The 19,346-nt window shown below is 63.2% G+C and carries 15 protein-coding genes and 1 pseudogene; 12 read left to right on the top strand and 4 right to left on the bottom strand.

The window, feature by feature from the left end; translation table 11 throughout:
• Positions 1-63: 63 nt before the first annotated feature.
• The gene (locus tag IVA92_RS27900; RefSeq protein WP_247279256.1) at positions 64-1,041 is read right to left on the bottom strand and encodes an NADPH:quinone oxidoreductase family protein; all 978 of its coding nucleotides are present in this window, start codon (positions 1,039-1,041) and stop codon (positions 64-66) included.
• 77 nt (positions 1,042-1,118) lie between these two features.
• Positions 1,119-1,676, bottom strand: a complete 558-nt coding sequence (locus IVA92_RS27905; RefSeq protein WP_247279257.1) for an ABC transporter substrate-binding protein — start codon at positions 1,674-1,676, stop codon at positions 1,119-1,121.
• A 190-nt stretch (positions 1,677-1,866) separates the two neighbouring features.
• Here IVA92_RS27905 and IVA92_RS27910 point away from each other — a divergent pair, with 190 nt between their 5' ends.
• The 4 genes from IVA92_RS27910 (at position 1,867) to IVA92_RS27925 (ending at position 5,834) form a co-directional block, all read left to right on the top strand.
• Positions 1,867-3,459: a hypothetical protein gene (locus IVA92_RS27910; protein ID WP_247279258.1), complete on the top strand. Its 1,593-nt coding sequence runs from the start codon at positions 1,867-1,869 to the stop codon at positions 3,457-3,459.
• A 63-nt stretch (positions 3,460-3,522) separates the two neighbouring features.
• Entirely contained in the window at positions 3,523-4,566 is a 1,044-nt protein-coding gene (locus tag IVA92_RS27915; RefSeq protein ID WP_247279259.1) for a TAXI family TRAP transporter solute-binding subunit, read from the top strand.
• A complete protein-coding gene (locus IVA92_RS27920) occupies positions 4,563-5,192 on the top strand; it encodes a hypothetical protein (RefSeq protein ID WP_247279260.1) in 630 nt (209 codons plus the stop codon). The genes IVA92_RS27915 and IVA92_RS27920 overlap by 4 nt, the downstream gene beginning before the upstream one ends.
• Before the next feature lie 24 nt (positions 5,193-5,216).
• A complete protein-coding gene (locus IVA92_RS27925) occupies positions 5,217-5,834 on the top strand; it encodes a hypothetical protein (protein WP_247279261.1) in 618 nt (205 codons plus the stop codon).
• Between the two features lie 287 nt (positions 5,835-6,121).
• On the opposite strand, the gene IVA92_RS27930 is transcribed toward IVA92_RS27925, so the two are convergent.
• Positions 6,122-6,865, bottom strand: a complete 744-nt coding sequence (locus IVA92_RS27930; protein WP_247279333.1) for an SDR family oxidoreductase — start codon at positions 6,863-6,865, stop codon at positions 6,122-6,124.
• Between the two features lie 143 nt (positions 6,866-7,008).
• On the opposite strand from IVA92_RS27930, the gene IVA92_RS27935 reads away from it, so the two are divergent.
• The 5 genes and pseudogenes from IVA92_RS27935 to IVA92_RS27955 all read left to right on the top strand — a co-directional run bounded on the left by IVA92_RS27935 (position 7,009) and on the right by IVA92_RS27955 (position 13,225).
• Positions 7,009-7,779 (top strand): methyltransferase domain-containing protein, encoded by a 771-nt coding sequence (locus IVA92_RS27935; protein ID WP_247279262.1) that lies wholly within the window; start codon positions 7,009-7,011, stop codon positions 7,777-7,779.
• A 197-nt stretch (positions 7,780-7,976) separates the two neighbouring features.
• Positions 7,977-8,978 carry a DctP family TRAP transporter solute-binding subunit gene (locus IVA92_RS27940; RefSeq protein ID WP_247279263.1) on the top strand — a complete coding sequence of 334 codons (1,002 nt, stop codon included), beginning with the start codon at positions 7,977-7,979 and terminating at the stop codon, positions 8,976-8,978.
• 155 nt (positions 8,979-9,133) lie between these two features.
• Positions 9,134-9,610 (top strand): annotated as a pseudogene (locus IVA92_RS36120) (TRAP transporter small permease); the annotation flags it as partial.
• A gap of 219 nt (positions 9,611-9,829) precedes the next feature.
• The gene (locus tag IVA92_RS36125; protein ID WP_247279334.1) at positions 9,830-11,110 is read left to right on the top strand and encodes a TRAP transporter large permease subunit; all 1,281 of its coding nucleotides are present in this window, start codon (positions 9,830-9,832) and stop codon (positions 11,108-11,110) included.
• A gap of 186 nt (positions 11,111-11,296) precedes the next feature.
• A complete protein-coding gene (locus IVA92_RS27955; RefSeq protein WP_247279264.1) occupies positions 11,297-13,225 on the top strand; it encodes an alkyl sulfatase dimerization domain-containing protein in 1,929 nt (642 codons plus the stop codon).
• A 203-nt stretch (positions 13,226-13,428) separates the two neighbouring features.
• Here IVA92_RS27955 and IVA92_RS27960 read toward each other — a convergent pair whose 3' ends face one another.
• The gene (locus IVA92_RS27960) at positions 13,429-14,499 is read right to left on the bottom strand and encodes a glycosyltransferase family 4 protein (RefSeq protein ID WP_247279265.1); all 1,071 of its coding nucleotides are present in this window, start codon (positions 14,497-14,499) and stop codon (positions 13,429-13,431) included.
• Positions 14,500-14,774: 275 nt separating this feature from the next.
• Here IVA92_RS27960 and IVA92_RS27965 point away from each other — a divergent pair, with 275 nt between their 5' ends.
• Genes IVA92_RS27965 through IVA92_RS27975 form a run of 3 tightly spaced genes read left to right on the top strand, consistent with a single transcriptional unit; the run spans position 14,775 to position 19,346 of the window.
• Complete coding sequence (locus IVA92_RS27965; RefSeq protein WP_247279266.1) at positions 14,775-16,538, top strand: ABC transporter ATP-binding protein; 1,764 nt, start codon at positions 14,775-14,777, stop codon at positions 16,536-16,538.
• A 58-nt stretch (positions 16,539-16,596) separates the two neighbouring features.
• Positions 16,597-18,801 carry an amylo-alpha-1,6-glucosidase gene (locus tag IVA92_RS27970; RefSeq protein WP_247279267.1) on the top strand — a complete coding sequence of 735 codons (2,205 nt, stop codon included), beginning with the start codon at positions 16,597-16,599 and terminating at the stop codon, positions 18,799-18,801.
• 23 nt (positions 18,802-18,824) lie between these two features.
• On the top strand, positions 18,825-19,346 hold the full coding sequence (locus tag IVA92_RS27975; RefSeq protein WP_247279268.1) for a PRC-barrel domain-containing protein: 522 nt from the start codon (positions 18,825-18,827) through the stop codon (positions 19,344-19,346).

Below are 19,346 nucleotides of genomic sequence, written 5' to 3' on the forward strand. Positions count from 1 at the left end.
TCGCGAGCAGCATATCCGATCATCTCGTCGCCATGCGCCCGACTGATCGGATGGTCGCTGTCGTCAGCTGATCCGAACAACCATCTTCCCGAGGGCGGAGCGCGTCGTCATCGCCGCGAAGGCATCCCGGAATTCCTCGAAAGGGAAAACCTTTCCGACAACCGGAATAAGCGTCTTGTTGCTGAGCCAGTCGAACAATTGGGCAACCGAACGGTCTCGTACCTCCGGCTCTCGACGGCCGATCTGGGCCAGGTCCACGCCCAGCAGCGCACCCCCTTTCAGGAGGGGCAGATTGAACCGCAGCGCCGGAATGGTCCCTGAGGCAAAGCCGATCACGAGGTGCCGGCCGTTCCACGCGATCGACCGAAACGCCTGAAGGCTCAGGTCGCCGCCGACCGGATCATAGATGACATCGGCGCCGTGACCGCCTGTCAGCTCGCTGAGCTCGTCGCGCCACCTCTCACCCGTGTAGTCCAGGGCGGCATCCGCGCCGAACCTGATCGCAAACCTTCGCTTGTGATCGGTCGATGCCGCCGCGATCACCCGCGCGCCCAGCAACTTTCCGACCTGAACGGCGGCTATGCCGACGCCGCCCGCAGCACCTAGAACCAGAAGTGTCTCGCCCCTGACCAGCTTGGCCCGCGCACTGAGCGCATAGAGCGCCGTGAGATAGTTGGCAAAGAAGGCGGCTCCCGTTTCTGGATCGATGCCATTCGGCGTCACGAAGAGGTCTGCGGCCCGAACGCAAATATAGTCTGCAAGGCCGCCGTTTCGGACCATCCCGATGACCGGCGTCCCTCGTGCAAAGCCCACCACATCGGAAGCCGCCTCATCGACGACGCCCGCAAATTCCGAGCCGGGCGTAAAGGGCAGAGGGTCCTTGGTCTGGTAGAGGCCCTGCACCTTCAAGCCGTCCACGAACCCGACCGCGGCCGCCTGGACCCGAACCCTGACGTGCCCTGGCGACAGCTCCGGCCTCGCGACCTCCTTGATGGCGATGTTTTCAATGCGATCGTAGTTTTCGACGACAACTGCTCTCATGACTCATTCCCAAACCTGGCGTCGGGCGAGGACGAAGCTCCGCTGCCGCTCGAAAAGCAAATGGTATTGTTCGCTTCCTATTCCGGCAATAGCGCCCATCGCTTGCCTTCGAACTTCATCAAACGGACCTTCTTGATCAGGCGATAATCAGTCTTGCTGTTTTCGAGAGCGATTCCGGGAAGGAGCACGGGAACGCGAAAATCGACGCTCGTCGCTCTCGCCATGATGTTCTTGCGCGTAAGGTGCGGGCCTGCCTGTTCGAGGATCTTCACCAGGCACCAGGCCTGAGCGTAGGCGCAGACGTTGAGGTAATCGTTGACGTCGCCCTGCGGATGGTACTTCGACATCCAAGCCCGCCAGTCCTTCATCTCCTGATCGTGGGCCCATTGCGGGTCGCTGGCGTCCTTGAGATATGCCGAACTCACGATGCCTTGGGCGGCTTCGTAACCCGCCGGCGCCAGGACTCCCGCGACACTGCTCGCCGTCTGAGCGACGAAGGTCGCCGGCTTCCAGCCCAGTTCGTAAATCCCCTGATGATCTGGGCGCATCCGCCGAGACGGACCAGACTTGCGGCAATGCGCTGATGCGATCCGTGCCCGCATGCATGATTTAATTTGACTTTTGTATAGCGTCAAAATTATATGGTTAATACATTTAAATATTTAATAATTATAAGCGGTTATTTCGATCTAAGCGTGTTTTGGGCGAGGACTGAAACCATGCGAACAGGCCGAAGTATTCGCCGCAACGGACTCGCTGTCGAACGAGGCCTGATCCATGCGCCGACCAATTGATACTGCACCGAGGAACGGAGAAGGCATCTGGGTGGAAGATGCGACCGGGGCTGTTGAGGTCGGCCATTGGTCATCGGAGGCGGGCAAATGGGTCTGGCAGGACGGCTCTCCCATCAATCCTGCGCCGACCCATTGGTGTCCGGCGATCGAGGAAGCCGATCCAGAGGAGGAACGATCGGGCAGTTGGCTGGTGGCGGTGGCAATTTTTGTTCCTATCATCCTCGTTGGCGCTTCCCTGCTCGGTGTGTTCGAGCCCTTCAATGCGCAAACGTTTCCGGACATGACGCGCATCGGCAGTGAGAGCGCCCTCAGCCTCGATCAGCGGCCGGAAATCACGACCGGATCGCTAGCTCCCCTTCAGAACGAAACGGCCGGAGCCCTGATGCACGCGGAGCCGGCAAGCGTGGTTCGAGCTCAGCAGCGGCTGGACGAAAACGCTCCGCGCGTTGAAGCACTCGCCAATCAGCTGGCCGAGGCGCACCGAGAGCTCGACGAGACAGTCCAGCGCACGCAGGCGGCGGAAATCGCCGCGGAGGAGCTGCAGAAATCACTTCAACAGGAGCAAGCCCACAGCGCCGCGCTCGTGAACGAACTTGCCGAAGCGCGCCGCGAGATCGATGCTGGTAAGGCACAATCCCGAAAGGCGGACGAAGTGGCCGCGCAGCAGAGAGAGGCGGCGGCGGGCGAGATCGCAGAACTGCAGCAGTCCCTTCAGCAGGAGCGGCAAAGAAGCGGCCTGCTCGTGAAGCAGGCGAACACCGCGCAGGCAGCGGCGGCGAGCGCTGAGCAACAACGCCACGAGGCGCAGGCACGCGCCGCCGCACTCGCGAGCGAACTCGCCGGAATACCTCGCGGATCGCTCATGGCGGAAGCTGCGGCAGCGGAGCAAAGCGAGGCGGCGGAGCGGGAGATTGCGGAGCTGCGGCAGTCTTTGCAAGACGAGCGGCAGAAGAACGCCGACCTCGTCGCCGGGACCAAAGCAGCGCAAGCGATGACGGCCAATGCCGAACAACAACGGCGCGCTCTCGAAGAGGCCCAGGCGCATGCAAGCGCGCTCGCGAGAGAACTTGCGGAAACGCGCCGTGAGATCGAAACGCGGAACGTGCAATTGCGCGAGGCGGCCGATGCGGCCTCGCAGCAGAGACAGGCAGCGACGCGCGAGATTGCCGAGTTGCGGCAGTCGCTGCAACAGGAGCGGAGCGCGGTCGAAGCTCGGGAAAGAGCCGGCGCATCGGCAAGGGGCCTGACCGATGTGCGCCTTCCGGTGGAGCAAACGAATGAAGGCGTCATCTTGCCGGCGAGGCAGAACGTGGAAGTGACCGTACCGGAGCCGCCGACAGCCGCAAATCAAAACGAGGCGGAGGCCCGATTGATCCCGCGCGCCAGGGCATTGCTCGACCAGGGAAATATCGGTGCAGCGCGGATTGTCCTCGAGCTCGCGGCTGAGAAGGACATTGCGCAGGCAAGCTTCATGCTCGCGGAGACATATGATCCGGCGGTCTTATCCGCCTGGGGGACTTATGGAACGCGCGGCGAAGCGGCCAAGGCTCGAGAACTCTACGCGAAGGCACACCGGGGCGGTATTCGCGAAGCGAAGGAACGGCTGGATGCGCTGCGGCGCTGAGAATCGGCCCGTTGCATTTCGGCGGGACAAAAGGTTGCGACAGATGATCCAGAAGGGAACGACATGAACAGGGTGCCAAATTCAACCTCGTTGCTTCTGCTCGCCGCGCTGACGACATTCGCCTCGATGCTTCAGCCGGCTCGCCTGGAAGCGCAAACCGGAAAAAGCGCCAGGGCCGAGGCACAAATGGTCCGACGGCCGCTCCCGCTAGAGAACGAAAAAGACCGGATGAACGCCTGGACGGTCGGGCTCGCCAGCGGCCTGCTCGAGGGCGCGCCGATCCGCCTCGCCGCAGAAATGGCTCGCGTCGTCGATGACGGAGCAGACCTGCATCTCCTGCCGATCGTCACCCGGGGCGCCACCGACAATCTGAATGCGCTGCTCTATTTGCGTGGCGTGGATACCGCCATCATCAATTCCGACGCACTCGAAGAGTACAAGGTTCAGGCACCGCAGATCCGAAGCCGCATCACGTATCTGCTCAATCTCTTCCCATCCGAGCTGCACATTTTCGTGCGACCGGAAATCGCGAGTCTGCAGGATCTTGCCGGCAAGAAAGTGAACTTCAACACTCTGGGCACCGCAGCCGCCTATTCAGGACCACTGATCTTCAGCCGCCTCGGCATCGATGTCGACAAGACATTCATTCCGCATCAGGTTGCCTTGGAACAGATGCGCAAGGGCGAGATGTCGGCCGTCGTGTTCATCACATCGAAACCGGTCGACGCCTTCGTAAAGGGCCGCTGGGAGGCTGGATTCAAGTTCCTCCCGGTCCCTTACGACAGCAAGTTCGAGGACTATTATCTGCCCGCGAGCCTTGACGCCAATGAGTATCCCAATCTGATCAGGCAAGGCGAGCGGGTCTCGACCATCGCGGTGCCAACAGCGCTCGTTGCCTTCAACTGGCCGCAACGTTCGAATCGCTACCAACGCGTGGCGCGCCTTGTCGAGTACCTGTTCTCGCGAATCGACCGCCTGCAGGCTCCAGGCTTCGATCCGAAATGGCAGTCGATCAATCTCGCGGCAGAGGTTCCAGGGCTCACCCGATTCCAAGCTGCGCAGGTATGGCTGGATCGCAAGGCTCGCAGCGTACAGGCGAGGCCATGAAGACTGCCGCTCCTCCGATTGCCCTCGCCCTGAACGTCGCCTGTGGAATCGCTTACGCGCAAAACACGAGCGATCCCATGGAAACACTTCGGGCTTGTTCGGCGATGGAGGGGGCAGCCCGGCTGGAATGTCTACAAGATCTGTCCCGCAAGATTCCGCCGCCCGGCCGGCGGGCGTCGGACGATAGCTGGCTGGTCAGCGAGACCACTTCGCCGGTCGACTATTCACCGATCGTCACCGCCACCACCTCTTCCATTGGCGGCTCGGATGGCGCGGCGATGCAACTCGCAATCCACTGCCGCAAAGGCCGGACGGAAGTCATGGTCGCAGGACCGACGGTGTCGCGCAATGCAAACGAATACGTCGTCTCCTTTCAGCTCAATGCGGAGCCGCCAATGCAACTCACGGCAGCCTCGCCGTCATTCGGCTCTGGCGTTGCTTTCGGCGGCGACGTCGTGCAGTTGCTGAGGTCGCTACCCGATGACGGTTACATCGATGTGCGTCTTTCCACCCGTACTGGCGCGGTGCAAGAGGGACACTTCCTGCTCAGCGGATTCAAGAATGTGCGCAAAAAAATGGGGGCTGCATGCAAATGGCCACATGCCGTCGCCAGACCAGGAAGGTGATGGTCAGGGAACGGGAGACACGAGATGATTAATCCAAAGTTGACGATGGCAGTCATCAGCGGCCTGGCGATGCTGCTTCTGATCGGACCAAGCGCGCAGGCGCAGCAGGACAACCAGTGGCTCCCGCAGGCGAGTGCGAACAGTCACGCGAGCTACCCGAAGCATCCGGCTCGACAGAAGCCGGCGAGAAAGCCGGAGCATAACCACACAAGCAAGCAGGCCGCTGCGAACAACACGATGATGACGCAGGCAACAAAAACCGAGAGCGCCAGCAAGCCGCACCGGCTGATCCTGCAGGTCAATTCCAACGAACCTGCGATGATGAACCTCACACTCAACAATGCGACCAACGTCGCGCAATACTACCGCGATCGCGGTGAACCAGTATCGATCGAGGTTGTCACCTTTGGTCCAGGTCTTCACATGCTGCGTGACGACACCTCGCCGGTGAAGCCTCGGATCGAGGTGCTAGCGATGAGCAATCCCGAAATCGCCTTCAAGGCTTGCGGCAACACGCAGGAAAACATGCGTAAGGCGGAGAACAAGGACATAAGCCTGATTCCACAGGCCACGCTTGTCAAATCCGGTGTCGTCCGCGTCATGGAGCTGCAGGAACAGGGCTGGAGCTACGTCAAACCGTGAGGTCCGCCCGCAACCCAGGGCAATCCCATATGGCAAGCAGCATTCTTTGCGGCCCTTCCTTCGAGACCCCCCGCTTTGGCGGGCTCCTCAGGATGAGGCGGAGTGTGCGGCAGCAGTTTCAACGGGCCCGATGCCAATTAGCCTCATCCTGAGGAGACCGCTGGAAGCGGTCGTCTCGAACGACGAGGCGCTTGCTCAAGCCGCTCCAAGAGATCATATGCGACAGCCCTGCCAGCAAACCGGACCCCGCATGCATTCGCGGGCCGAGCGGATTCAGCAGCCCGCCCTTAAAACTGATATCTCCGCAAGCCCCCGTCCACCGGGATCACCGTGCCCGTGATGTAGCGCGCCACCGGTGATGCCAGGAACACCGCGAGCGCAGCGAGATCTTCCGGCTCGCCCCAATAGCCGACCGGGATCTCTTCCTCGGCAAAGCGCTCGCGATAGTCCGGCGGGTAGTTGCGGCGGATCTGCTCGCTCATGATGCGGCCGGGCGGGATGCAGTTGATGGTGATGCCGTGCGCGCCGATCTCGCGTGACAGGCCCTTGGCCCAGGCATGCACGGCGGCCTTGGCGGCGAAGGCGGCGTTCAGGCCCTCCGGCTCGGACTTGCCGGTGATATTGACGATGCGGCCCCATTTGCGTTCGATCATCTGCGGCAGCAGCGCGTGCGCGATGCGGCGGTAGCTGGTGAAATTCAGCGCGATCGCCTCGTCCCATTTGCTGTCGGGCGCATCAACGGGCAGCGGACGGCTGCCACCGGCATTGTTGACGAGGATGTCGACATGGCCGAGCTCGCTCACGGCGAAGGCCGCGATGTTCTCGGCGGCGTCCTTCGCCATCACGTCCTGCTCGAACGGAGCAATCAACCCGCCGCCGACTTCTTTCACCAGTTCGGCGAGAAGGTCGTTCCGCCGCGCCACGCCCACGACGCGCACGCCTTCGGCAGCAAGGCCCTTGGCGATGGCGCGGCCGATGCCGATGCTCGCGCCCGTGACGACAGCGGTTTTCGATTTGAGCCCGAGGTCCATGGTCACACGCTTTCTTAATTGCTTCTGGCTGTTGCTTTCGTTTCCTGCCCGGTCCTGCGGGCTTTGCGAATTGCCCGACCGGGACGAGCAGTGGTAACCAGAAGCTTCGGCGAAGGAAATACGAAAAAGAAAAGGCGCGAGCGATGGTTTGGGACCCGCAGCAATATCTGAAGTTCTCCGGCCACCGGCTCCGGCCCGCCCTAGACCTGTTGATGCGGATTCCGGATTTCGCTCCGCGCGCGATCGCCGATCTCGGCGCCGGCGCCGGCAACGTGACCAAACTGATTAGGGAGCGTTGGCCTGAGGCCACCGTGACGGGAGTCGAGGGCTCGGCCGAGATGGTCGCGGCCGGCCGCAAGACCGCGCCCGAGGTGGAATGGTCGCATGAGGATCTCGGCCATTGGCGCCCTGCCCAACAATACGACTTGATCTATTCCAATGCCGCACTGCACTGGCTGCCCAATCACGCGGCGCTGTTTCCGTCGGTGATGGAGAAGGTGACCCCCGGCGGCATGCTCGCGGTGCAGATGCCGCGCAACTTCACCGCACCGTCGCACGTGCTGATCGGCGAGACCGCGCTGAATGGTCCCTGGCGGTCCAAGGTCGCGCATCTCGTTACGCCACCGCCGGTCGAAGCGCCGGCCTTCTATCATGATCTGCTTGCACCGATGTCGGCCTATATCGACATCTGGGAGACGGAATATCTGCAGGTGCTCGAAGGCGAGAACCCCGTGAAGGAATGGACCAAGGGGACCTGGCTGACGCGCTATCTCGATGTGTTGCAGGGCGATGAGAAGGCCGCGTTCGAAGCGGCCTATGGGATGCGCGTTGCCAAGGCCTATCCGAAGAATGCGGCGGGGCAGACGCTGTTCCCGTTCCGGCGTCTCTTCATGGTCGCCCAGCGCAAAAGCTGATGGCGCTGCCGCAATGCGGCATAAGCGCTCGTTTCCTTGCACTGTAGCGGCTCCGGGTTGCGCACCCGGCTGCCGTCAAGTTAGCTTGGCTGCGGCAAATTGGGCTTAGGTCTAGTTGTTCGGGTGGCAGATTGCTGCCACTACTGACCTGAAAAACAAAAAGAACCCGGCTTTCGAGGTTGTTGGGAGGTTACTTCATGCGCAAGCTGCTTCTTGCGGTCGCCGCCACGGCCATTCTCGTGGCCTCCGCCGCTGCCCAGGCCCAGAACCCCGTCGTCATCAAGTTCAGCCACGTCGTTGCCAACGATACTCCGAAGGGCAAGGGCGCGCTGAAATTCAAGGAGCTCGCCGAGAAGTACACCAACGGCAAGGTCAAGGTCGAAGTCTATCCGAACTCCACGCTATACAAGGACAAGGAAGAGATCGAGGCGCTCCAGCTCGGCTCGGTGCAGATGCTCGCGCCGTCGACCGCGAAATTCGCGCCGCTCGGCATCAAGGAGTTCGAGGCGCTCGACTTGCCGTGGCTGTTCAAGGACGACCAGACCTATGCCAACGCGATGAAGGGTACGGTCGGCAAGTGGCTGTTCCAGAAGCTCGAGGCCAAGGGCATCACCGGGCTCGCTTATTGGGACAACGGCTTCCACATGGTCTCCGCCAACCGGCCCCTGATGAAGCCGACCGATTTCCAGGGCCTCAAGTTCCGCATCTCGGGATCGAAGATTGCCGACCAGTATTTCCGCCTGGTCGGCTCGATCCCGCAGATCATGGCGTTCTCCGAAGTCTACCAGGCGCTCCAGACCGGCGTGGTCGACGGCTGCGAGAACACGGCGTCCAACTATCTGACGCAAAAGTTTTACGAGGTGCAGAAGGACATCACCGTGTCTTATCACGCGCATCTGCAATATGCCGTCATCGTCAACTCGAAATTCTGGTCGGGCTTGCCGCCCGACATCCGCACCCAGCTCGACAAGGCGATGGCGGAGGCGACCGATTACACCAACTCGATCGCGCGCCAGGAGAACGAGGACGCGCTGGCCGAGATCAAGAAGACGGGCAAGACGACGCTGCATTACCTCAGTGACGCCGATCGCAAGGCGTGGCAGGAGGCGATGCAGCCGACCTACAAATGGGCGAAGGGCCGGGTCGGGCAGGAGGTGCTCGATCTCCTCGCCAAGGAACTCGACGTCAAGATGAACTGACGGCCGCGGCCTAATAAGGACAATAACAACGGTCGGGGGTGATCGCACTCCCGGCCGTTTCGCTCTTGAATGGACGAGCCAATGCTGGGGGGACCAAGTTGCTGCGGGTGCTGAATCGTTTTCTCAACCATCTCGAGGAATGGCTGATCGCGACGATGATCGCGGCTGCGACGTCGCTGATCTTCGTCGCCGTGCTGCACCGCTACGGGGCAGGGCTGTCGATCGATATCGCCAAATGGGCCGAAGCCCGCAACCTGGCTTTCCTCGCCGTACCCGCGCGCGCTGCGTTCGTGTGGCTTGCCTCGCTCGACCTGTCCTGGGCGCAAGAGCTCTGCATCTACATGTTCATCTGGATGGCGAAGTTCGGCGCGGCCTACGGCGTGCGCACCGGCATCCATGTCGGCGTCGACGTGCTCGTCAACATCCTTCCGGGCGGATCGCGCCGTCGCGTTATCACCTTCGGTCTGTTGTGCGGCGCGCTCTTCACCGCCATCGTGGGCTATTTCGGGGCCGCGTTCGTCGGCCAGATGTGGCAGACGGGCCAGCAGTCCAACGATCTCGAAGCGCCGATGTGGATGGTCTATCTCACCATTCCGCTCGGCTCCGGCCTGATGTGCTTCCGCTTCCTGCAAGTGGCGTGGTCGTTCTACCGCACCGGCGAGCTGCCGCATCACGACATGGCGGGCGTCGAGGGCGTCGAAGCGGATCCGGTGCATCCGGCCCCGGTCACCCCCAGCCAGGTCGCCCGGGACGAGCGCAGCCCGCTCGGCTGGATCCTGATGCTGCTGCCGATTCTGATCGTCGCCCTGTGCTTTGCGCATGCCGGCCACATCATCACGCTGCCGCAAGGCCTGCGCGTCGCCATCGTGTTCGCGCTGCTGCTGTCATTGATGCTGACGGGCATGCCGATCTCGATCGCGCTTGGTCTGACCGTGCTCAGCTTCATGTTCACGCTGACCGACGTGCGCACGGAATCGGTGGCGCTGAAGCTGTTCACCGGCATCGAGAATTTCGAGATCATGGCGATCCCGTTCTTCATTCTCGCCGGCAACTTCCTGACCCATGGCGGCGTGGCACGCCGGATGATCACGTTCGCGACCGCGCTGGTCGGCCATTGGTACGGCGGCCTCGCACTCTCCGGCGTGGTCGCCTGCGCGCTGTTCGCGGCGATTTCCGGCTCCTCGCCGGCGACCGTGGTGGCGATCGGCTCGGTGATCCTGCCTGCGATGGTCGCGCAAGGATTTCCCAAGCGGTTCGGGGCGGGGGTGATCACGACCTCCGGCTCGCTCGGCATTCTCATTCCGCCGTCGATCCCGATGGTTCTCTACGCCGTCTCCACCAACAGCTCGGTGGGCAAGCTGTTCATCGCCGGCATCGTGCCGGGGTTGGTGCTGGCCTCGCTGCTTGGGGCGACGACATTCTATCGGGCCTGGCGCAACGACTATCCGCGGATGCCGAAGGCTACGTTCCTTCAGCGTCTCGACGCATTTCGCAAATCGATCTGGGGCATTTTGCTGATCGTCATCGTGATCGGCGGCATCTATAGCGGCCTGTTCACGCCGACGGAAGCTGCCGCCGTCAGCGCGGTCTACGCCTTCATCGTCGCAGTGTTCATCTACAAGGATCTGAAGCTGCGCGATGTGCCGCGGGTGCTGCTGTCGTCGGCGAACCTATCGGCGATGCTGCTCTATATCATCACCAACGCGGTGCTGTTCTCGTTCCTGATGACCTACGAGAACGTGCCGCAGGCGCTGGCACAATGGATGATCGACCAGGGCTTGGGCTGGATCGGCTTCCTGCTGCTCGTCAACCTCCTGCTGCTGCTGGCGGGCAACGTGATGGAGCCGTCCTCGATCATCCTAATCATGGCGCCGATCCTGTTTCCGGTCGCGGTCAAGCTCGGCATCGATCCGATCCATTTCGGCATCCTGATGACGGTCAATATGGAGGTCGGGCTGTGCCATCCGCCCGTCGGCCTCAATCTCTACGTCGCATCAGGTATCGCCAAGATGGGCATCACCGAGCTCACCGTCGCGGTGTGGCCCTGGCTCCTGACCATGTTGGGATTCCTCGTGGTGGTGACGTATTGGCCAGGTCTGTCGTTGTGGCTGCCAAGGCTGCTGGGGATGTAGCTGATAGCCCTCTCCTTGCGGGAGAGGGTGGCTCGCCGCGCAGCGGCGAGACGGGTGAGGGGTCTCTCTGCGCGTGAGGCTCGCGCAATCGAGTTCGCGGAGAGAGACCCCTCATCCGGCGCTTCGCGCCGCGGTCTTTCACACAAGGGACGAAGGGAATGAGGCACCGTCCGGGAGGAGAGCAACATGGCTGAAGCCAACAACGAGTCGAAACACGCTTCTCCCTCTGTCATCGCGCAGCATGACGCCATGCTGAACGCGCTGCCGTTTTCAGACACGCGCGATTTCGACGATGCCGCGCGCGGCTTTCTCGGCACGATCGAGAACGCGACAATCACAAATCCGCAAGGGCGGACGGTCTGGAGCCTGGAGCCTTACGGCTTTCTCTCTGCTGAACGGGCGCCGCCCACCGTCAATCCGAGCCTGTGGCGGCAGTCGCGGCTCAACATGCATCACGGCCTGTTCGAGGTCGTGCCCGGCGTGTATCAGGTGCGCGGGCTCGACATCGCCAACATGACGCTGATCGAGGGCGACAGCGGCGTCATCGTCGTGGATACCCTGACCTCGATCGAGGGCGCGCGCGCCGCGCTCGATCTCTACTTCAGCCATCGTGGCAAGCGCCCGGTCGCGGCCGTCATCTTCACGCACACCCACACCGATCATTGGGGCGGCGCGCGCGGCGTGCTGGAGGAGGAGGCGCTGGCGACTAGCCGCGTGCCGATCATCGCGCCGAACCTGTTCATGGAGCACGCCGTCTCCGAGAACATCATCGCCGGACCGGCGATGCTGCGCCGGGCGCAGTACCAGTTCGGTCCCTTTCTCGCGAAGGGCGTGCGCCGGCAGGTGGATTGCGGGCTCGGCAAGTCGATGGCGGCGGGATCGGTCGCACTGCTGCGCCCGACCGATTTGATCATGGCGACCGGCGAGACGCGTGTCATCGACGGCCTCGAGTTCGAATTCCAGATGGCGCCGAACAGCGAAGCGCCGGCGGAGATGCATTTCTTCGTCCCGCGCTACAAGCTGCTGAACCTTGCCGAGAACTGCACCCACAATTTCCACAATCTGCTGCCGTTCCGTGGCGCCGACGTGCGCGATGCGCTGGCCTGGTCGAAATATCTGGGCGAGGCCCTGCTGCTTTGGGATGACAAGGCGGAGGCGATGTGCGGCCAGCATCACTGGCCGGTGTGGGGGCGGGAGCGCATCGGCACCATGATCCGGCAGCAGCGCGATCTCTACAAATTCGCGCACGACCAGACCATCCGCCTGATGAACCACGGCCTCACCGCCGCCGAGATCGCCGAGACCATCCAGCTGCCGAAGAGCCTTGAGTCCGCCTGGCACGGCCGCGGCTATTACGGCCACATCCGGCACAACGTGAAGGCGATCTACCAGAAATATCTCGGCTGGTACGACGCCAATCCGGTCAATCTCGATCCGCTGCCTCCGGTAGAATCAGGCAAGAAGTATGTCGAATACATGGGTGGCGCGGATGCCATCCTGGCGCGGGCACGGACGGATTTCGACAAGGGCGAGTTTCGTTTCATCGCGCAAGCGCTCGGCCATCTCGTCTTCGCCGAGCCGGACAATCAGCCGGCGCGCGCGTTGCTGGCGGATACGCTCGAGCAGCTCGGCTATGCCGCCGAAAGCGCGACCTGGCGCAACGCCTATCTGTTCGGCGCGCAGGAGCTGCGAAACGGCATGCCGAAGGCGCCCCAGCGCCCGCCAATGCCGCGCGAAACGCTGGCCGCATTGCGCACCTCGCAGCTCTGGGACCTGCTCGGCATCCGCCTCAACGGCCCGAAAGCGGAAGGCAAGCACATCGTGCTGAACTGGAGTGTTTCCGACACCGGCGAGACCTTCGTGCTCAATCTGGAGAACTCTGCGTTGACCTATGCCGAGGGCGTGCAGGCGGAGCGCGCGGATGCCAGCTTCACGCTGGCACGCGCGACGCTCGACGAAGTCATTGCAAAACAGACGAGCTTTCCGGAGGCGGTCGCCGCCGGCAAGATCAAGCTATCAGGCAATCCGATGCGGCTCGCCGAGCTGATGGGCCTGATGGATGAATTCCCGCGCATGTTCGAGATCGTCGAGCCGAAGCGGGCGTTGGTGAGCTAGGCGCGCGGTCTGTTGGCTCTGACCTCTTTCCTTCTCCCCTTGTGGGAGAAGGTGGCGCGAAGCGCCGGATGAGGGGTCCGTTTCCGCGGAGAGATTTTTCCTTGGCGAGGCCAACCCCTCACCCAAGCGAGTGTGCCGCGTGGGTCTTGAGCCCTCTCCCACAAGGGGAGAGGGCACTTCGACCAGCAGCGTTGCTTGAGGCGCTACTCCGCGCTGCTCACCAGCTTGATTCGCGGCGCCTGTGCCTCGGTCAGGCTGCGATACGCCGCGAGATAGTCCAGTGCCATGCGCCGCGCCGTGAAGCGGGTCTCGAACTGCTTGCGGATTGCAGTGCGGTCCAGTTGCGCGAGGCGTTTGACCACTCCCGCTGCGCTGATGACGTCCTCGACGATGAAGCCGGTGAGGCCCTCGTCGATGATCTCCGGCACCGAGCCGCGGTTGAAGGCGACCACCGGCGTTCCGCACGCCATGGCTTCGATCATCACCAGACCGAACGGCTCCGGCCAGTCGATTGGCAGCAAGAGACCGAGCGCGCCGCTCAAAAAGTCCGATTTCTCGTGATCGCTGATCTCGCCGATGAACTCGACCAGCGGATTGTTCTCGATCATCGGCCGGATCAGTTCGTCATAATAATCCTGGTCGGCGCGATCGACCTTGGCGGCGATCTTCAGCGGGATGCCGCAATGCGTCGCGATCTTGATGGCGCGGTCGACGCCCTTCTCGGGCGCGATGCGGCCGAGCACGGCGAGATATTCCTGCTTGACGGGTTTCGGCGTCAGCAGATTCTCTGGCAGGCCGTGATGAATGGTGGTGACCCAGTTCGCCTGCGGCACGGGCCGCCGCTGCGCATTGGAGATCGAAATAACCGGCATTTTCGAGAAAGTGTTGAAGACCGGCTGGTGCTCCGGCAGGTCGAGACGGCCGTGCAGCGTGGTCACGAACGGCGTTGGCTGCCGGTAGAACAGCGACCAAGGATAGTAGTCGAGGTGGAAGTGGAGGAAGTCGAACTCCTCGTCGTCACATTTCTGCCGCACGCGCTCCAGCAACACCATGTGCAGCGCATTGGGATCACGCACGGAACCATCCAGGCGGAGCGCCCGCGGCCATAATGCATCCAGCTTTGCCGAGGTTTGCGAGTCGCCGCTGGCGAACAGCGTCACATCGTGTCCAAGGGCCACCAGCTCTTCCGTCAACCAATGCACCACCCGCTCGGTGCCGCCATACAGTTTGGGTGGAACAGCCTCCGTCAACGGAGCAACCTGCGCGATGCGCATCTCACCATCTCCTCTGTGCGATCATGTATTGAAACCCCCCGCCTGTACGGCACCGGCAATGCCAGACAAAGGAACGTTCCCGCACCTGCGAAGTTCCTCCCTCCGAACGTTACATATTCGACACGTCAGGGGGACGTCTCGATGCTGCCACTACATCTTCTCAGATCGTCCGCATCCGCATGTCGTGATCGCCGGGCCCGGGAACCGAGGCGAAGTGGTCGCTGTTCACTCGACCAGTAACGAATTGAAAATCAGCATAACGGGGCGATAGCCATATGGATCAGCTTTCTGGATACGCGCGCAGGCCATTTGCCTTTGTCTTGCGCTATCTCCGGCGTCGTCTCGCGTCACACCTGGTGATTCTGACCGCTGTCGTGGCAGCGGTTGCCTGCTCCGTGGGCACCCAGTACGGCGTCAAATCCCTGGTCGACAGCCTGTCCGCCGGACCATCTCATGGCGGGAGCGTATGGCTGGCATTCATTCTGCTCATGTCACTGATCGCCGCCGACAACTTTCTGTGGCGGATCGCGAGCTGGACGGCGAGCTTCACCTTCGTCCGGGTCACCGGTGATTTACGCCGCGACATATTTCGTCATCTGACCGGCCACGCGCCGAGCTATTTCTCCGATCGCATGCCGGGCATGCTGACGAGCCGCATCACGGCGACTTCCAACGCGGTGTTCACGGTCGAGAACATGTTCGTCTGGAACGTGCTGCCGCCCTGCATCGCCACAATTGCGGCAATCACCCTGATCGGAACCGTGAGTCCGTATATGGCGCTGGGCCTGATCGTGATCGCCGGCGGCATGGTGGTCGCGATGTTCCACTTGGCCGCCGCCGGCAAGCCGCTGCATGATGATTTCGCCGACAAAGCCGCGGTGGTCGACGGCGAGATGATCGACGTGATCAGCAACATGCCGCTGGTGCGCGCCTTCTGTGGCATCAGCCACGAGCATGAGCGGTTCGATGCGACGGTGAACCGGGAGCTCACCGCGCGGGGCCGCAGCCTGCGGTACCTGGAGAAGCTGCGGATCACACATGCCGGCGTAACCGTCGTGCTGACCGTGGCGCTGATGGCCTGGGCGATCACGCTGTGGCAGAAGGGCGAGGCGACCACCGGCGACGTCGTGCTGGTCTGCACCCTCGGCCTGTCCATTCTCAATGCGACGCGCGATCTCGCGGTGGCGTTGGTCGACGTCACCCAGCACGTCGCGCGGCTGACCGAGGCGATCGCCACCCTGCTGGTGCCGCACGAGCTGCGCGATCACCCCGAGGCCGAGCCTCTGGTCAAGAGCGGCGCCGCGATCGCGTTCAATAACGTCACCTTCGGCTATCCCGGCGGCGAGAAGATTTTCGAGCGGTTCAGTCTACGCTTGCAACCCGGCCAGCGCGTCGGCCTGGTCGGCCAGTCCGGCGGCGGCAAATCGACCCTGTTCACGCTGCTGCAGCGCTTCTACGACGTCGATGAGGGTAACATCACCATCGATGGCCAGGACATTTCCAAGGTGACGCAGCTGAGCCTGCGCGAGGCGATCTCAGTCGTGCCGCAGGACATCTCCCTGTTCCACCGCTCCATCCGCGAGAACATCCGTTATGGCCGGCCGAACGCCACTGACGACGAGGTGCTGCGCGCGGCGATCGCGGCGCGCTGCGATTTCGTCGAGAGCTTGCCGGAAGGTCTCGATACCATGGTCGGCGACCGCGGTGTGAAGATGTCGGGCGGCCAGCGCCAGCGCATCGCGATCGCGCGCGCTTTCCTCAAGGACGCGCCGATCCTGCTGCTCGACGAGGCGACCGCAGCGCTCGACAGCGAGTCGGAGGAGGCTATCCGCGAGGCACTGTCGCGGCTGATGCGCGGCCGCACCGTGGTTGCGATCGCGCATCGCCTGGCGACGCTGCGCAATTTCGATCGCGTGGTCGTGCTCAAGGCCGGCAAGATCATCGAGGATGGCGCGCCCGACCGGCTGATGCAGGGTCACGGCCCCTACCGTGAGCTGGTGACGCAGGAGATGAGCCGGCTCGCGAAGGTCGCCGCGTAGATCGAGCAGTCGCGTTCGCGTTGGTTGCGTTTCGAATCAAGGCGCAGGGGAGCAGCTCATGGCAGCCGAAACCGTAACCCAGATCATTTCCGTGTCCCAGACGGTGGAGGCCGTCGCGGAGCAGACGTTCTACATTCCGATGACGGGACCCGCCGCCCGGCCGCGGCGGTCCCTCAAGCACGACGATACCTTCGTCGTGCTCGACAGCCACGGCGACATCGGCGCTTCGGCGGGCGGGCCGGACGGGCTGTTTCACTACGACACGCGCTACCTGGCGCGGCTGGAGCTCGTGCTCGACGATCTTCAGCCGCTGCTGCTCGGCTCGAACCTCCGCGACGACAATTCGGCGTTGACGGTCGATCTCACCAATCCCGACATCTACCGTCAGGGCCGCCTCGTGTTCCAAAAGGATCTGCTGCACATCGTGCGCACGATCTTCCTGTGGCGCGGTAGCGCTTATCAGCGCATCGGCGTGCAGAACCACGGCGACGCACGCGCCAGCTTCGAGCTGACGCTGCTGTTCGACAACGACTTTGCCGACCTGTTCGAGGTCCGCGGCGAGCGGCGCCCGCGCCGTGGCACCGGTACGAGCCGCTTGTTAGGTCCGACCGACGTGTTGTTCGAGTATCGCGGCCTCGACGAGGCCGAGCGCATCACTGGCCTGCATTTCGATCCGCGTCCGACGCGGCTGTCGGTCAATGCTGCGACTTGGCAGCTCGAGCTCGACCCGCACGAGGCCAGATCGCTGTTCGTTGCCGTCTCCTGCAACCGGCCCGTGACCGAAAAGCCGGCGCGATTCTTCCCCGGCCTCTTGGCGCACCGCCGCGAGATGCGGCAGTCGACCATGGGCGCCGCTAGCATCGAGACCTCCAACAACATCTTCAACGAGGTGCTGTGCCAGGCCATGGCCGACCTCAACATGCTGATGACGGAGACGCCGCAAGGGCGTTATCCCTATGCCGGCATTCCCTGGTACTCGACGACGTTCGGCCGCGACGGCCTGATCACCGCGCTCCAGATGCTCTGGGTCGATCCGCGCGTCGCCAAGGGCGTATTGCGGCGCCTTGCGCACTTCCAGGCGAAGGCGGTCGATCCGCTCGCCGACGCCGCGCCCGGAAAGATCCTGCACGAGATGCGCGGCGGCGAGATGGCAGCGTTGGGCGAGGTGCCGTTCTCCCAATATTACGGCAGCGTCGATTCGACCGCGCTATTCGTCCTGCTCGCGGGAAGCTATTTCGAACGTACCGGCGACGAGGCCACGTTGATCGAGCTGTGGCCGGCGATCGAGGCCGGGCTCGCCTGGATCGACGGCCCCGGCGATCCCGATCAGGACGGTTTCGTCGAATACCAGCGCGCGACGGAGAAAGGACTCGCCAACCAGGGCTGGAAGGATTCCTACGACGCGATCTTCCATGCTGACGGCCAGCTCGCGGAAGGCAACATCGCGCTCGCCGAAGTCCAGGGCTACGTCTACGCGGCCAAGCAGTCGGCGGCGCGCTGTGCTCTGCGGCTCGGCAAGCCGGACCGCGCGCGCCAGCTCGAGGCCGAAGCCAAGGCGCTGGCCGAGCACTTCGAGAAGGCGTTCTGGTGCGAGGAGCTCGGCACCTATGCGCTCGCCCTCGACGGCAAGAAGCGCCCCTGCAAGGTGCGGACCTCGAATGCCGGGCAGGTGTTGTTCAGCGGCATGATCCGCGAGGACCGCGCCCGTCTGGTCGCCGCCGATCTGATGCGGCCGCATTTCTACTCGGGCTGGGGCATCCGCACCGTCGCGCAAGGCGAGGTGCGCTACAACCCGATGTCCTATCATGACGGGTCGATTTGGCCGCACGACAACGCGCTGATCGCGCTCGGGCTCGCGCGCTACGGCCTCAAGCATTCGGTGGCGCATGTCTTCAAGGGGCTGTTCGACGCGGCGACCTATATGGATTTGCGTCGGCTGCCCGAATTGTTCTGTGGCTTCCGGCGTGAGAAGCGGCGCGGTCCGACGCTGTATCCGGTCGCCTGCGCGCCGCAGGCCTGGGCCAGCGCGACGCCGTTCACGTTGCTGGAGGCGGCGCTCGGCATCGAGTTCGACGTGGCGCGCGGGGAGATTCGCCTGCGCAATCCGCATCTGCCGGCGTTCCTGAACGAGGTGATCCTGCGCGATGTGCGGCTGGGCGAGTCCAGCGTGGATCTGCGCGTCAGCCGCCACGCCGATGACGTGGCGCTGGAAGTGTTGCGCACGCGCGGCCAGATCCAGGTCTCGATCGTGCTGGCGCGCTAGCGGCGTGCCGTGAGGAGGGTGTGATGCGTGCCATCGGAGCGCTGATCATGGGCGTAGCCATCGTCGCGGGCCTGGCGGCTGCGCCCTCGCACGCCGCGGAGGATCAGCCCGCGAGCCAGAGCGAAGCGAATGCGCCGCCGCCGGCACAGCCGCCGGCCTCGACCGTTCCGGTCACTCCGAAGGATGCCGCCCCGCCGCCCTCGGTAACCATCATCGGCGCGAGCGAGGCGCATGGCGTCCTCGGCCGCGACGTGCGCAGCGCCGCCGGCGAAGACATGGGCCGTATCGTCGACGTCATCGTCGATCGCACCGGCCATGTGCGCGCGGCGGCGATCGATTTCGGCGGCTTTCTCGGCGTCGGCAGCCGTAAGATCGTGGTGGACTGGAACGCGCTGCGCTTCGGCAAGATCGCCAACAAGAAGGACAGCATCACGCTGGAATTGACCAAAGCGCAGGTCGCGGCCGCGCCGGAATACAAGGAAGACACGCCGATCGTGGTGCTCGGCGCGTCCGGCAGCCTTCAACCGCTGCAAGCGATTCAGTGA

It is taken from the genome of Bradyrhizobium sp. 154 (genome assembly GCF_023073875.1).
Lineage (GTDB): Bacteria > Pseudomonadota > Alphaproteobacteria > Rhizobiales > Xanthobacteraceae > Bradyrhizobium.

Excerpts from the sequence above, each read along its gene's own strand:
- IVA92_RS27900 (WP_247279256.1), bottom strand. The coding sequence starts at position 1,041 with ATGAGAGCAGTTGTCGTCGAAAACTACGATCGCATTGAAAACATCGCC.
- IVA92_RS27915 (WP_247279259.1), top strand. The coding sequence starts at position 3,523 with ATGAACAGGGTGCCAAATTCAACCTCGTTGCTTCTGCTCGCCGCGCTG.
- IVA92_RS27920 (WP_247279260.1), top strand. The coding sequence starts at position 4,563 with ATGAAGACTGCCGCTCCTCCGATTGCCCTCGCCCTGAACGTCGCCTGT.
- IVA92_RS27925 (WP_247279261.1), top strand. The coding sequence starts at position 5,217 with ATGATTAATCCAAAGTTGACGATGGCAGTCATCAGCGGCCTGGCGATG.
- IVA92_RS27930 (WP_247279333.1), bottom strand. The coding sequence starts at position 6,865 with ATGGACCTCGGGCTCAAATCGAAAACCGCTGTCGTCACGGGCGCGAGC.
- IVA92_RS27935 (WP_247279262.1), top strand. The coding sequence starts at position 7,009 with ATGGTTTGGGACCCGCAGCAATATCTGAAGTTCTCCGGCCACCGGCTC.
- IVA92_RS27940 (WP_247279263.1), top strand. The coding sequence starts at position 7,977 with ATGCGCAAGCTGCTTCTTGCGGTCGCCGCCACGGCCATTCTCGTGGCC.
- IVA92_RS27955 (WP_247279264.1), top strand. The coding sequence starts at position 11,297 with ATGGCTGAAGCCAACAACGAGTCGAAACACGCTTCTCCCTCTGTCATC.
- IVA92_RS27960 (WP_247279265.1), bottom strand. The coding sequence starts at position 14,499 with ATGCGCATCGCGCAGGTTGCTCCGTTGACGGAGGCTGTTCCACCCAAA.
- IVA92_RS27965 (WP_247279266.1), top strand. The coding sequence starts at position 14,775 with ATGGATCAGCTTTCTGGATACGCGCGCAGGCCATTTGCCTTTGTCTTG.
- IVA92_RS27970 (WP_247279267.1), top strand. The coding sequence starts at position 16,597 with ATGGCAGCCGAAACCGTAACCCAGATCATTTCCGTGTCCCAGACGGTG.
- IVA92_RS27975 (WP_247279268.1), top strand. The coding sequence starts at position 18,825 with ATGCGTGCCATCGGAGCGCTGATCATGGGCGTAGCCATCGTCGCGGGC.